At 70.7% G+C, this 12974-nt stretch carries 11 protein-coding genes; 9 read left to right on the top strand and 2 right to left on the bottom strand.

Going from position 1 to position 12974, the window contains the following annotated elements:
• The first annotated feature begins 59 nt into the window (after positions 1-59).
• The 4 genes from ABD932_RS00270 (at position 60) to ABD932_RS00255 (ending at position 4115) form a co-directional block, all read left to right on the top strand.
• On the top strand, positions 60-1514 hold the full coding sequence (locus ABD932_RS00270; RefSeq protein ID WP_425587394.1) for an amino acid permease: 1455 nt from the start codon (positions 60-62) through the stop codon (positions 1512-1514).
• A gap of 246 nt (positions 1515-1760) precedes the next feature.
• The gene (locus tag ABD932_RS00265; RefSeq protein ID WP_345007850.1) at positions 1761-3122 is read left to right on the top strand and encodes a peptidase C39 family protein; all 1362 of its coding nucleotides are present in this window, start codon (positions 1761-1763) and stop codon (positions 3120-3122) included.
• Between the two features lie 46 nt (positions 3123-3168).
• Positions 3169-3309 (top strand): SCO1431 family membrane protein, encoded by a 141-nt coding sequence (locus ABD932_RS00260; RefSeq protein ID WP_126390023.1) that lies wholly within the window; start codon positions 3169-3171, stop codon positions 3307-3309.
• Positions 3310-3455: 146 nt separating this feature from the next.
• The gene (locus ABD932_RS00255; RefSeq protein WP_345007847.1) at positions 3456-4115 is read left to right on the top strand and encodes a TetR/AcrR family transcriptional regulator; all 660 of its coding nucleotides are present in this window, start codon (positions 3456-3458) and stop codon (positions 4113-4115) included.
• A 107-nt stretch (positions 4116-4222) separates the two neighbouring features.
• Here the strand turns inward: ABD932_RS00255 and ABD932_RS00250 are convergent, their stop codons facing one another.
• Positions 4223-5473, bottom strand: coding sequence for a glycoside hydrolase family 18 protein (locus ABD932_RS00250; RefSeq protein WP_345007845.1), 1251 nt, complete (start codon positions 5471-5473; stop codon positions 4223-4225).
• Between the two features lie 332 nt (positions 5474-5805).
• Here ABD932_RS00250 and ABD932_RS00245 point away from each other — a divergent pair, with 332 nt between their 5' ends.
• The 3 genes from ABD932_RS00245 (at position 5806) to ABD932_RS00230 (ending at position 9543) form a co-directional block, all read left to right on the top strand.
• Complete coding sequence (locus tag ABD932_RS00245; RefSeq protein ID WP_345007843.1) at positions 5806-6978, top strand: acyl-CoA dehydrogenase family protein; 1173 nt, start codon at positions 5806-5808, stop codon at positions 6976-6978.
• Positions 6979-7328: 350 nt separating this feature from the next.
• The gene (locus ABD932_RS00235) at positions 7329-8432 is read left to right on the top strand and encodes an Rv3169 family protein (protein ID WP_486389360.1); all 1104 of its coding nucleotides are present in this window, start codon (positions 7329-7331) and stop codon (positions 8430-8432) included.
• Between the two features lie 13 nt (positions 8433-8445).
• Positions 8446-9543, top strand: coding sequence for a phosphotransferase family protein (locus ABD932_RS00230; protein ID WP_345007839.1), 1098 nt, complete (start codon positions 8446-8448; stop codon positions 9541-9543).
• 25 nt (positions 9544-9568) lie between these two features.
• Here the strand turns inward: ABD932_RS00230 and ABD932_RS00225 are convergent, their stop codons facing one another.
• On the bottom strand, positions 9569-10009 hold the full coding sequence (locus tag ABD932_RS00225; RefSeq protein ID WP_345007838.1) for a hypothetical protein: 441 nt from the start codon (positions 10007-10009) through the stop codon (positions 9569-9571).
• Between the two features lie 267 nt (positions 10010-10276).
• On the opposite strand from ABD932_RS00225, the gene ABD932_RS00220 reads away from it, so the two are divergent.
• Positions 10277-10717: an Lrp/AsnC family transcriptional regulator gene (locus ABD932_RS00220; RefSeq protein ID WP_126390010.1), complete on the top strand. Its 441-nt coding sequence runs from the start codon at positions 10277-10279 to the stop codon at positions 10715-10717.
• Between the two features lie 171 nt (positions 10718-10888).
• A complete protein-coding gene (locus ABD932_RS00215) occupies positions 10889-12493 on the top strand; it encodes an amidohydrolase (protein WP_345007835.1) in 1605 nt (534 codons plus the stop codon).
• Positions 12494-12974 lie beyond the last annotated feature (481 nt).

Below are 12974 nucleotides of genomic sequence, written 5' to 3'. Positions count from 1 at the left end.
CCAGAGCGCGCGGGGGAGCGGTTCCGATCGAGCTCGACGACGACGCGACCCTGCATGCGATGGGTTATCCGAGAAAACTCACGCGTCGTTTTCAGGCATTCGACAATTTCGCCATCTCGTTCACCATCATCAACATCATCTCGGGAATCTTCTCGGGAATCGGGTTCGGCCTGAACGCGGGCGGTCCGAGCGTTCTCGTCTTCGGCTGGATCGGCGTATCCGTCATGGTGCTCTTCGTGGGAGCATCGATGGCGGAAGTCGCCTCGGCCTATCCGACGAGCGGCGCTCTGTATTTCTCCGCCGGAAAACTCGCCAAACGGCACAAGGGCGCCTGGTCCTGGTACACCGGCTGGCTGAACTTCGTGGGCCAGGTCGGCGGCACGGCCGCCACCGGGTACGCCGCCGCCACCTTCCTCCAGGCCTTCATCGCCCTGCAGTGGCCCTCGTACGAGCCGACCCCGCACCGGACGGTGCTGATCACGGGCCTGATCATCGTGCTCCAGGGGCTCGCCAACACCTACACCGTGCAACTCGTGGCCGTACTGAACCGGATCTCCGTCTGGTGGCTGCTGATCGGACTCGTGGTGATCGTGAGCGCGCTGATCGTCATGCCCGAACATCATCAGTCGGCTTCCTTTGTCACGCATTTCGTGAACAACACCGGTTTCACGAGCGGCCTTTACGGCGGGATGCTCGGTCTGCTGGTCACCAGCTGGACCTTCACCGGCTTCGACGGCAGCTTCCACATGTCCGAGGAAACGGTCCGGGCGACGGTCAACGCGCCGCGGGGGATCACGCGGGCGATCGGTTTCTCGGCGATCGCGGGACTGCTGCTGATGCTCGCATTGGTCTACAGCATTCGTGACTACGACCGGGTGGCGAGCGCCGACGCACCGCCCGTGCAGATCCTGATCGACGGGCTGGGCCTCGGCACCGCGAAGGCGCTGCTGCTGATCGTGATCGGCGCCATGCTCTTCTGCGGCCTCGCCAATCTCACCAGCAACACCCGGCAGATCTTCGCCTTCTCCCGGGACGGTGCGATGCCCGGCTCCCGCTGGTGGCACTCGGTCTCGCCGCGCACGCGCACGCCCGTCAAGGCGGTGTGGCTGGCGGTCGCCTGCTCGCTGGCGCTCGTGCTGCCCGGCTGGTGGTCGCACACCGCGTTCACCGCCATCGTCAGCGTCAACGTCGTCGGACTCTTCCTCGCCTACGCCGTGCCGATCCTGCTCCGGCTGCGACTGGGGGACGAGTTCCAGCCGGGGCCCTGGCACCTGGGCCGCTGGGGACGGCCGGTCGGGGCGGTCGCCGTGGTCTGGATCCTGCTCAGCAGCGTCCTGTTCATGCTGCCGCACGCCTCGCCGATCACCGCCCACTCCTTCAACTACGCGCCGATCGCGCTGGCCGTCGTCCTGGCCGTGGCCACGGTGTGGTGGTTCACCAGCGCCCGCCGCCGCTTCCAGGGCCCGGTCAGCTACGGCCGCCCCGACGAGATCGCCGCCATGGATCTCGTCTGACGATCTGTCACCCGTCTCGGCGTACGCCGTTCCAGCGACGTACGCCGAGACCCGGCTCGCTCATCTCGCCCTGCCCGTAAGGCGGTTGGGTCGGACGGACACCCTGCGTCGTGCCATTGGTCGAGACCAATATTGGTAGGCGCGCCAGGGGCCGAAGTGCTGGCAGACGGTGCCGCCTGCGGCCATAGTTGGCGGACAGCCGTGCATTGGACCTTGCCGACTCGGACACCTGGGAGTCTTCCGCCCATGAGCAGAGCCGAACAGCCGTCCCGGAGAGCCGTCCTGACCGCCGCCGTCGCCGCGGCCGTAGTCGGCGGCGCGGGCCCGGTCGCCGCCGACGAGGGCGCCGATGTCCCGGCTCCCGCCGACGCCCCGGCCCGCACCGTCGACAACCGGGCCTGGACCACGTACGCCGACTGGCGCTCCGGTACCGCCGAGGGCACGCGAGCCGTCGCGGGCGTCCGCCCCGGGCTGGTGATCGCCAAGCCCAGGGGCGCCATCGACTACACCGACCCGCACACCGGCAGGACCGCCCGCTGGGAGTACGCGACCTGGACGTCCCCCGTCCACCGCCTCTCCGTCCCCGCGACCGAGGCGATCGCCTCCTGGAACGCGCACACCCCCGACGGCACCTGGCTCCAGATCGAGCTGCAGGGCACGTACTCCGACGGCACCGCGACCCCCTGGTACGTGATGGGCCGCTGGGCCGCCGGCGACCAGGACATCAGGCGGACGTCGGTCGACGACCAGAGCGACGGCCGGAGCAGCATCTGGACGGACACTTTCGCCATCGACGACCCGGCCACCGGGCTGCGCCTCTCCTCCTACCGGCTGCGGCTGACCCTGTACCGCAAGCCCGGCACGAAGCTCACCCCCAAGGTCTGGCGCGTCGGCGCCATGGGCTCCGACGTCCCCGACCGCTTCACCGTCCCGGCCTCCACTCCCGGCCTCGCCCGGGAGCTGATCGTCCCGCGCTACTCGCAGGAGATCCACATCGGCCAGTACCCCGAGTACGACAACGGCGGCGAGGCCTGGTGCAGCCCCACCTCCTCGCAGATGATCATCGAGTACTGGGGTGGCAGCCTCACCCCGGAGCAGCTGGCCTGGGTCGATCCGGCGTTCGCCGACCCACAGGTCTGCCACGCGGCCCGGTTCACCTTCGACTACCAGTACGAGGGCTGCGGCAACTGGCCGTTCAACGCCGCCTACGCGGCCACCTTCGAGGACCTCCGGGGCGTCGTCACCCGGCTCGGATCCCTCACCGACCTGGAGAAGCTGATCGCGGCCGGTATCCCGGCCATAACGTCCCAGTCCTTCCTCAAGGAGGAGCTGACCGGGGCGGGGTACGGCACCGCCGGGCATCTCATGACCGTCATAGGGTTCACCACCGACGGCGACGTGATCGCCAACGACCCGAACTCGCCGAGCAACGAGGCGGTGCGGCGCGTCTACCAGCGGCGCGAATGGGAAAATATCTGGCTGCGCACCAAGCGGTACAACGCCGCGGGCAAGGTCGTCTCCGGCACCGGCGGCGTCTGCTACCTCTACTTCCCGGCGTTTCCGACCCCGCGCCAGCGCGCCGCGCTCGCCGCGGTCGGGGTGTTGTGAGCAAGGTCTCCGCCGCAAAAGCCGTTCCCGGTGGCAGGGTGGGCATATGACCGCGCACTCTGCCACCGCCGCCCGCGTCCGTACCGGCGGCCCCAAGGAAGACGGCCCGAAGATCGTCGAGCACGTCATGGGCTGGACCCTCGTCGTGGTCGTCGCGATGCTGGTCACTCAGCTCGGCCTGCTGTGACCTGACACACACTCGACCCTTTGGTCGGACATATGCCGACGTGATGTCGAGCGGACTCATCAAAGTCGATCAGACTCGAACGAGCAGCTGGTGCAGGTCTGCCATACTGCCGATGTCCCGCCGCCCGTTGGAATCCAGGGTCGAAATTGAATATTAGTCAACAGCGCGACGCGGCCCGTCCCCGGGCCCGCGGCACCGAGCGTTCGGTGGCGCGCCGTGCCGAACTCATCACCATCGGGCGGAAGTTGTTCGCCGACACGTCGTACGACGCGCTCTCCATGGACGACATCGCCCGGCAGGCCCATGTCGCCAAGGGGCTCATCTACTACTACTTCCAGTCCAAGCGCGGCTACTACCTGGCGATCATCCAGGACTCCGTCGCCGACCTGGTCACCTACGCGGCGAGCGGCGGCGAACTGCAGCCGGTGGACCGGGTCCACCGCACCATCGACAGCTACCTCCGCTACGCCGAGCACAACCAGGCTGCCTACCGCACCATCGTCAGCGGCGGCGTCGGCTTCGACACCGAGGTGCACGCGATCCGGGACGGGGTGCGCGAGGCGATCGTGGCGACCATCGCCGAGGGGGCGTACGGCCGTATCGACATCGCCCCGCTGGCCCGCATGGGTCTGCTCGCCTGGGTGTGCAGTGTGGAGGGCGCCACCCTCGATTGGATAGACCGCCCCGAGCTGCCCCGCGACACCATGCGCGAGCTGCTGGTGAGGACCCTGGGCGGCGCCATGCGTGCCATCGAGGAGCTCGACCCGTCCTACAAGGCGCCCGACCCCGCCCGGCGGGACGGCTGAACCGTTCGGCAAGACGACCGAGCCGGTCGACGGGCGACTGAGCCCGTCGGACAGGACAAGGGGCGGAGGCCTCGTGGTCCTCCGCCCCAAGTCCCCCGAGGGTCCTGCTACTTGATGGACTTGATCAGCTCACCGTTCGCGGTGTCCCCGCTGAGCTCCCAGAAGAAGGTCCCGCCCAGCCCCTGCCGGTCCTTGTACTGCATCTTGGTCTTGATGGTCGTCGGCGTGTCGTAGCTCCACCAGTCGTCCCCGCACTTGGCGTACGCCGTGCCACCCACCGTGCCGGTCGCCGGGCAGGTCTGCTTGAGCACCTTGTAGTCCTCGAAGCCGTCCTCGTAGGTGCCCTTCGCCGGGCCCGTGGCGGTGCCGCCGGGCGCCGCCTGGGTGACGCCGGTCCAGCCGCGGCCGTAGAAGCCGATGCCGAGCAGCAGCTTCGAGGGCGGGATGCCCAGGCTCTTGAGCTTGGCGATGGTGGCGGCCGTGTTGTAGCCCTCCTGGGGGATGCCCGGGTAGGAGTGCAGCGCGGAGTGCGGTGCCGTGGGGCCGGTGGCGGCCCAGGCGCCGAAGTAGTCGTAGGTCATCGGGTTGTACCAGTCGACGTACCGTGCCGCGCCCGCGTAGTTCGCCGCGTCGATCCGCCCGCCGTCACTGGCGTCGGCCGTGATCGCTGCGGTGACCAGGTTCCGCTTGCCGAACTTGGCGCGCAACGCCTTCATCAGCTCGGGGAAGGCCTCCCGGCCACTGGTGTCGCAGGTCAGTCCGCAGGCGTTCGGGTACTCCCAGTCGATGTCGATGCCGTCGAAGACGTCCGCCCACTTGGGGTTCTCGACCATGTCGTAGCAGGACTGGGCGAAGGCCGCCGGGTCCTTGGCCGCCTCGCCGAAGCCGCCGGACCAGCTCCAGCCGCCGATCGACCAGACGACCTTGAGGTTCGGGTGGAGCTTCTTCAGCTTGCGCAGCTGGTTGAAGTTGCCGCTCAGCGGCTGGTCCGCGGTGTCCGCGACGCCGTCCACGGACTCCGCCGCGGTGAACGGCTTGTCGGTGTCCGCCCAGGTGTCGCCGATGGCGCACTTGCCGCCGACGACGTTGCCGAAGGCGTAGTTGATGTGGGTGAGCTTCTTCGCCGAGCCGGAGGTCTCGATGTTCTTGACGTAGTACTGGCGGTCGTAGATGCCCCAGTCGGTGAAGTAGCCGACCACCTTGGAGCCGGCCGCCTTGCGGGCGCCGTCCTGGTCGGGGCCGTCCTGGTCGGCGGTCGCCGTACCGGCGCCGGCGAGCAGGCCGGCGCCGAGGGCGGCGGAACACGCGGCGGCCAGCAGGGTGCGGCCGCGAGCGCGGGAGGAAAGCGGGGTGTGCATCGGGTGTCTCCTCGCGGGGGACAGAGGGGATCGCACGCCGATTGGCATGAACGCGGAGAGGCGTTGGACCGAAACGGTAGGAGGACTAGACCACTTGGTCAATGGTTCGGACCAATTTGGGAGGTCGGGAATCGGTCGGAAAGTTTCTTGGAGTAAGCGGTCGTTAACTGGTGACTCGATGTCCCCGATCGGGCATACTCACCGCAGAGCCGCTGGTCAGCAGCTTCCGCGACCCGGGAGCGGAGCACCTGCCGGCACCCGAGAGACCGGCGGAGCCGCCCCACCCAAGGCGTGCGACCGCCGATGTTCCCGAAAGGGAGGAGAGCGTCGCCATGCCCGACCGCGCCCCGCAGCCGGTGGACCGTCAACTGCCCACGGACGAGGCCCGGGACCTGATCTCGCTCGTCCGCGACATCGCGCAGCGCGAGATCGCCCCGAACGCGGCCGAGGAGGAGGACGCCGGACGCTTCCCGCGCGAGGTCTTCACCCTGCTCTCCGAATCAGGACTGCTCGGTCTGCCGTACGACTCCGAGTACGGCGGCGGTGACCAGCCGTACGAGGTCTACCTCCAGGTCCTGGAGGAGCTCGCCGCGGTCCGCCTCACCGTCGGCCTCGGCGTCAGCGTGCACACCCTGGCCTCCTACGCCCTCGCCGCCTACGGCGCCAAGCAGCAGCAGGTCGAGCACCTGCCCGCGATGCTCGGCGGCGGGCTGCTCGGCGCGTACTGCCTCTCCGAGCCGGCCTCCGGATCGGACGCGGCCTCCCTGCGGACCAAGGCGGTGCGGGACGGGGGCGAGTGGGTGATCAGCGGCACCAAGGCCTGGATCACGCACGGCGGCATCGCCGACTTCTACACCGTCATGGCCCGCACCGGCGAGGACGGCCCGCGCGGGATCACCGCGTTCCTGGTGCCCGGTGACGCGGAGGGGCTGAGCGCGGCGGTGCCCGAGAAGAAGATGGGCATGAAGGGCTCGCCCACGGCCCAGGTCCACTTCGACGGTGTCCGGGTCTCCGACGACCGGCGTGTCGGCGACGAGGGCCAGGGCTTCGCGATCGCCCTGTCCGCACTCGACTCCGGACGGCTCGGCATCGCGGCCTGTGCGATCGGCGTGGCCCAGGCGGCGCTGGACGAGGCGGTGACGTACGCGACCGAGCGACGCCAGTTCGGCAAGCCGATCGCCGACTTCCAGGGCCTGCGCTTCATGCTCGCCGACATGGCGACCCAGATCGAGGCGGGCCGTGCGCTGTACCTGGCGGCGGCGCGGCTGCGCGACGCGGGCCGGCCGTTCGCCAAGCAGGCGGCCATGGCCAAGCTGCACTGCACCGACACCGCGATGCGGGTAACCACCGACGCCGTCCAGATCCTCGGCGGGTACGGCTACACCGCGGACTTCCCCGCCGAGCGCTTCATGCGGGAGGCCAAGGTCCTGCAGATCGTCGAGGGCACCAATCAGATCCAGCGGATGGTCATCGCCCGTCACCTGGCAGGTCCCGAAGGACGCTGAACTGGCCGTGCCTGACCTGGGGCGCCGTGAGCCGGATCCACTCCGGGTCGTGGCGCCCCGGCAGGGTGCGGCCGCGGTCGGCCCACTTGCGCATCAGATCGCGGTAGATGGGCGGATCCTGCGGCTGCGGGGGCGCCGGCGTGACCGTTCCCGCGGGCCGCGGAACGAAGATGCGGCGCTGCGGCCCGGTCGCGGAGTACGTCTGGGGCATACCAGGGCAACGCGGAGGCAGGCGGACAAGTCACCGCTCGGGGGAATCGGGCGTGAGTTCGCGGTCGTCCGGCCTCTTCTCTGGTCACCCGACGCTGCCTGACGTACCGTCAGGCCAGCCGTCTCCAGGGAGGTTTGCCGTGGCCGACGACGACCGCCCGGTACCGCTCGACGAGTACCCGGTGCACCAGGTGCCCCTGTCCATGAAGTACGTCGCGACCAGCGACCGGAACGCCTACGACCGCTGCATCTTCCACGTCCTCGACCACGAGGGGCGTGCCCTGCTGATCCTCGGGCTCGGGGTGTATCCCAACGTCGGGGTGATCGACGCGTACGCGACCCTGCGGGTGGGGGAGACCCTGCACGCGGTGCGGGCCTCGGACGCGCTCGGCGAGGACCGGATGCGGCTCGCCGTCGGGCCGCTGCGGATCGAGGTGGAGGAGCCGCTGCGGCGGCTGCGCCTGATCTGCGACGACGCCGAGTTGTCGTACGACATCACCTGGACCGCCGACTTCCCCGCCCTCTGGGAACCCCACCACCTCCAGCGCCGCGGCGACCGGCTCACCCTCGAGGGGCGCCGCTTCGTGCAGGCGGGCGGAGTGGCGGGTGTCGTGCGCGCGGGCGGGCAGGAGTTCCGCGTCACCCCGGACGAGTGGACCGGCACCCGCGACCGCAGCTGGGGTGTGCGCCCCATACCGGGGGAGGAGGGCGGGCGGTTCGCCGAGGAGCGGCCGACCGAGGGCTTCCACTGGATCTGGTGTCCGGTGCGCTTCGAGGACCGGTTCCTGATGGTGATCGTCCAGGAGGACGCGGACGGGTACCGCACGCTGAGCGAGGCGACGATGGTCCACCCCGGCCATCGCGACCGCCAACTCGGCCGGCCCCAGCCCGAGATCACCTACCGCTCCGGCACCCGCCACCCCGAACGCGCCCTCGTCCACCTCGGCGACGTGCGCAAGCCGCAGGAACTTCAGGTGGAGATCCTCACCTCGTCCCCGCTCGCCATCGGCGCCGGCTACCCGCCCGCCGACGACTGGCAGCACGGCACCTGGCAGGGGCGCGGGTGGACCGACCGGCGCAGCTACGACCTCACCCGGGCCCACCCTCTGGCGGCGTACGGCGTCACCGACCACGCCGCGCGCTTCCGGCTGGACGGCCGGGTCGGCCACGGCATCTTCGAGCACGGCTCGTTCGGGCGGCACGACCCGAGCGGCTTCGTGGACTTCAAGTCGGTCGCACCGTAGGAGGGTTCGGGACATGGCAGCCACGGCACCCCGCCCGCGCACCACCACCCGCGACCCGGAGGAACTCACCCGCCGCCTCACCGCCTGGCTCGGCACCCGGCTGCCCGGAGCGCAGGCGGTCGGCGTCACCGTCCCCGAGTCGAACGGCTTGTCCAGCGAGACCCTGCTCTTCGACATCGAGCACCCCGAACCGCCCGCGCGTGCCTGCGCGTTGCGGCTCGCGGCGGATCCGGCGGCGTACACCGTCTTCCCGGTGTACGACATGCCGCGCCAGTACCGCACGATGCGCGTCGTCGCCGAGCACACGGATCTGCCCGTGCCGAAGGTGCTGTGGCTGGAGGAGGACCCCGGCCCGCTCGGGGCGCCCTTCTTCGTCATGGAGCGCGTCGAGGGGCGCGTGCCGCCGGACGTCATGCCGTACACCTACGAGGGCAACTGGCTGCACGCGGCGAGTGACGCCGAGCGCGAGCACCTGGAGGCGGCCACCATCGGACTGCTGGCCAGGCTGCACGACCAAGTCCCGCCGAAGGATGCGGAGTTCCTCGCGCTCGCGGGCGAGGGTGACGCGCTGCGGCGGCACGTCACGGCCCAACGCGCGTACTACGAATGGGTGGTTGCCGGACTCGCCCGTTCACCGCTCATCGAGGACGCGTTCGAGCGCCTGGAGGAGCTCTGGCCCCGCGATCCGGGCACGCCGGTGCTCAACTGGGGCGACGCGCGCATCGGGAACGTCGTCTACGACGGTTTCGAACCCGCGGCCGTCCTCGACTGGGAGATGGCGGCACTGGCCCCGCGCGAGGTCGACCTCGGCTGGACCGTCTATCTGCACCGCTTCTTCCACGACCTGACGGTCACCTTCGGACAGCGCGGGCTGCCGGACTTCCTGCGCCGCGACCGGATCGAGGCACGCTATGCGAACCTCACCGGACACACCCCGCGTGACATGGACTTCTACACGCTGTACGCCGCACTGCGGCACGCCGTCGTCATGCTGCGGATCGCCTACCGCCAGGCGTACTTCGGCGAAGTCGCCGTCCCGGCGGACCCGGACACACTGATCCTGCACCACGGCAGCCTGCGAGCCATGGTGCAGGGCAGCTACTGGGGTTGAGCGACGCGACCGAGGTGGCGTCCGCTCAGGCGGCGGCCTGGCGGCGCATCGTGGGGACCCGGATGGGGCGCGAGCCCGGGCCTCCGACGTGCGAGAACGGCTGCGTCCGCCAGTCGAGCCCCTGAGGGAGCGTCAACAGCAGGGCGGTGTCCTGCTCCTGGGGCTCGGCCGACTCGTCCGCGGAGCGGGCCTCGCCCGCCCGCCGGCCCGTACCGGCGCAGACCGTGAGGCCGAACGGGTTCCACGGCGAGGCGCACAGCGCGTGCTCCGGCAGGACGTCCTCGTCCGCCAGCAGGGCGATGGGCTGCGCGCAGTCCGGGCAGATCACCCGGTACATCTCGAAGGTGTCGTACGCGTCCAGCTCTTCGTCGTCGAAGTCGTCGGGTTCGACGCCCTCCGGAGCGGGCTCGACGACGGACTGAAGGCGCTTGGGCGCGGTACGACCAGGGCGCTTAAGACTCTGCATGGATAACTCCCCCTCGGGTGGGGCCGTGAAGGCACTGCGGCCTCGACCACAGCAAGCACTTCCCGCCGGGTCTCGGCGTTAATCACGGGGACATCACGGAGCCTGTTCGAGGCCTGTGGCGTTCGTCACATGCCTCCCGCAGGTGCCCGAGGCGGCCGGTTTGTCCCTCGGACGGTTGACAGTCGTTGCCCGGCCACATCACAAACCGGGCATGACCTGGGCTGCTCAGGTATCCCAAGAGATCACCGCACTGTAGGTTCTTGCGACATGGAGGAGCTGGACCGACAAATCGTGCAGCTGCTCGTCAAGGACGGGCGGATGAGCTACACCGACCTGGGCAAGGCCACGGGCCTGTCCACGTCGGCCGTGCACCAGCGGGTGCGCCGACTGGAGCAGCGCGGCGTCATCCGTGGCTACGCCGCGGTCGTGGACTCCGAGGCCGTGGGGCTGCCGATGACCGCGTTCATCTCGGTCAAGCCGTTCGACCCCAGCGCCCCCGACGACATCGCGGAGCGGCTGGCCGGGGTTCCCGAGATCGAGGCCTGTCACAGTGTGGCGGGCGACGAGAACTACATCCTCAAGGTTCGGGTGGCCACCCCGCACGAGCTGGAGGAGCTGCTCGGGCGGCTGCGGGCGCTGGCGGGGGTCTCGACTCGGACGACGGTGGTGTTGTCGACGCCGTACGAGGCGCGGCCGCCGCGGATTTGATCGCTGCGGGTCCTCGCCGTCGAGCTGTTTGTCGTTTGCCGGCCGCGGGTTGTCCGTGGCCGGTCGCGCCCGCGTGGCAGAGCCGCACATCGATACAGCCCCACGCCCCTTGGCGGCGTTGAGCCTGCCCCCTGTCCCAAGTGGACGCGGGCAGGCGCGAGACTGTTCTCCATGAGTGAGCGCAGTTCCGAGCCGAAGACCGTCCTCCTCCGTCGTGGAGAAGTTCACAGCCCCGCCGACCCCTTCGCCACCGCGATGGTCGTGGAGCGCGGACAGGTCGCCTGGGTGGGGTCCGAGGGGGCCGCCGACGCCTTCGCCGACGGTGTGGACGAGGTCGTCGATCTGGACGGCGCCCTGGTCACCCCCGCGTTCACCGATGCCCATGTGCACACCACCGCCACGGGCCTCGCGCTGACCGGCCTCGATCTGTCCGGCGCGTCCTCCCTCGAGGCGGCCCTCGCCCTTGTGCGGGACTTCGCCGCTGCCCGCCCGCAGGACAAGGTGCTGCTCGGTCACGGCTGGGACGCCTCCCGCTGGCCCGGTGGCCGTCCGCCGACGCGCGCCGAGCTGGACGAGGCCGCCGGTGGCCGTGCGCTCTACCTGTCCCGTATCGACGTCCACTCCGCGGTCGTCACGACGGCCCTGCTGGACATGGCGCCCGGTGGGTCGGTGGCGGGTGACGCCCCGCTCGTCGCCGACGCCCACCACGCCGTACGCGCCACCGCGCTGGACGCGATCACGCCCGCCCAGCGCGTCGAGGCACAGCGCGCCGCCCTCGCCCACGCCGCCTCTCTCGGCATCGGCACCGTCCACGAGTGCGGTGGGCCGGACATCTCGTCCGAGGACGACTTCACCGGGCTGCTCCGGTCGGCCGTCGAGGAGCCGGGCCCGCGTGTCGTCGGCTACTGGGCGGAGCAGGACGTCGAGAAGGCGCGGGAGCTCGGCGCGGTCGGTGCGGCCGGTGACCTCTTCGTCGACGGCGCCCTCGGCTCGCACACCGCCTGCCTGCACGAGCCGTACGCCGACGCGGCCCACACCGGTACCGCCTACCTGGACGTGAACGCCGTCGCCGCCCATGTCGCCGCCTGCACCGAGGCCGGCCTCCAGGCGGGCTTCCACGCGATCGGCGACGCGGCCGTGACCACCGTCGTGGAGGGCGTGCGCGCGGCCGCCGAGAAGCTCGGGCTCGCCCGGATCCGCGCCGCCCGCCACCGCGTCGAGCACGCCGAGATGCTGACGCCGGAGACCGTCGCGGCCTTTGCCGAGCTGGGCCTCACCGCCTCCGTGCAGCCCGCGTTCGACGCGCTGTGGGGCGGCGAGGACGGCATGTACGCCCAGCGCCTGGGCGCCGAACGGGCCCGCACCCTCAACCCGTTCGCGGCCCTGCTGCGCGCCGGCGTCCCGCTGGCCTTCGGCTCCGACAGCCCGGTCACTCCCCTCGACCCCTGGGGCACGGTCCGCGCGGCCGCCTTCCACCACACGCCCGAGCACCGCGTCTCCGTGCGTGCCGCGTTCACGGCGCACACGCGGGGCGGCTGGCGGGCGATCGGGCGCGACGACGCGGGCGTCCTGGTGCCGGGCGCGCCCGCCGACTACGCCGTGTGGCGCACCGACGAACTGGTGGTTCAGGCCCCCGACGACCGGGTCGCCCGCTGGTCCACCGACCCACGCTCCGGCACCCCCGGCCTGCCCGACCTGACCCCCGGCCGTGAGCTGCCGGTCTGCCTGCGCACGGTGGTGGGCGGACGAACGGTCTTCGTACGGCCGGGCGAGTGATCTCCCGGGGTGGCGCGCGTCCGATCGCTGCGCACCACCCCGGCGCGCGACCTGCGCATCCTCCGCGCTGACCAGCGATTTGCGTGAAAACCCGCAGGTCAAACGGCTGTTGACAGCCGCAGGCCCGTGGCCGGTAGGTTCGGCCGAGTCCACCACCGGACGCCCGAACGGGAACCGCGGATCTTCCGGGAACCGCCGCGACGCCGCTGGGTCAGGGACGGTGTGCCGCACCGGGGCACCGTCACTGGGAGCCAGGCTCAGCGCCCGCGCGGCGACGACGGAACGTCGCGGCCGATCGGGGAGGTGTGACCCGGGTGGGGCCCGGGCGCTCAGTAGACAACGGCTTTCGGTCGACCCGCAGCCAGCGGGCCCCAGGTCGGCCCGAAGGGCGCCGGGCCCCCATCCGCAGCAGGCGGCCATCCGTAGCAGGCGCCGACATCCGCAGAGGTGGCGAAACAGACGTACCGGTCCCGGAAAACCC

This window comes from Streptomyces shaanxiensis, assembly GCF_039537145.1.
Taxonomy (GTDB): Bacteria; Actinomycetota; Actinomycetes; order Streptomycetales; family Streptomycetaceae; genus Streptomyces; species Streptomyces shaanxiensis.
This window is presented reverse-complemented; position numbering and strand designations above follow the sequence as displayed.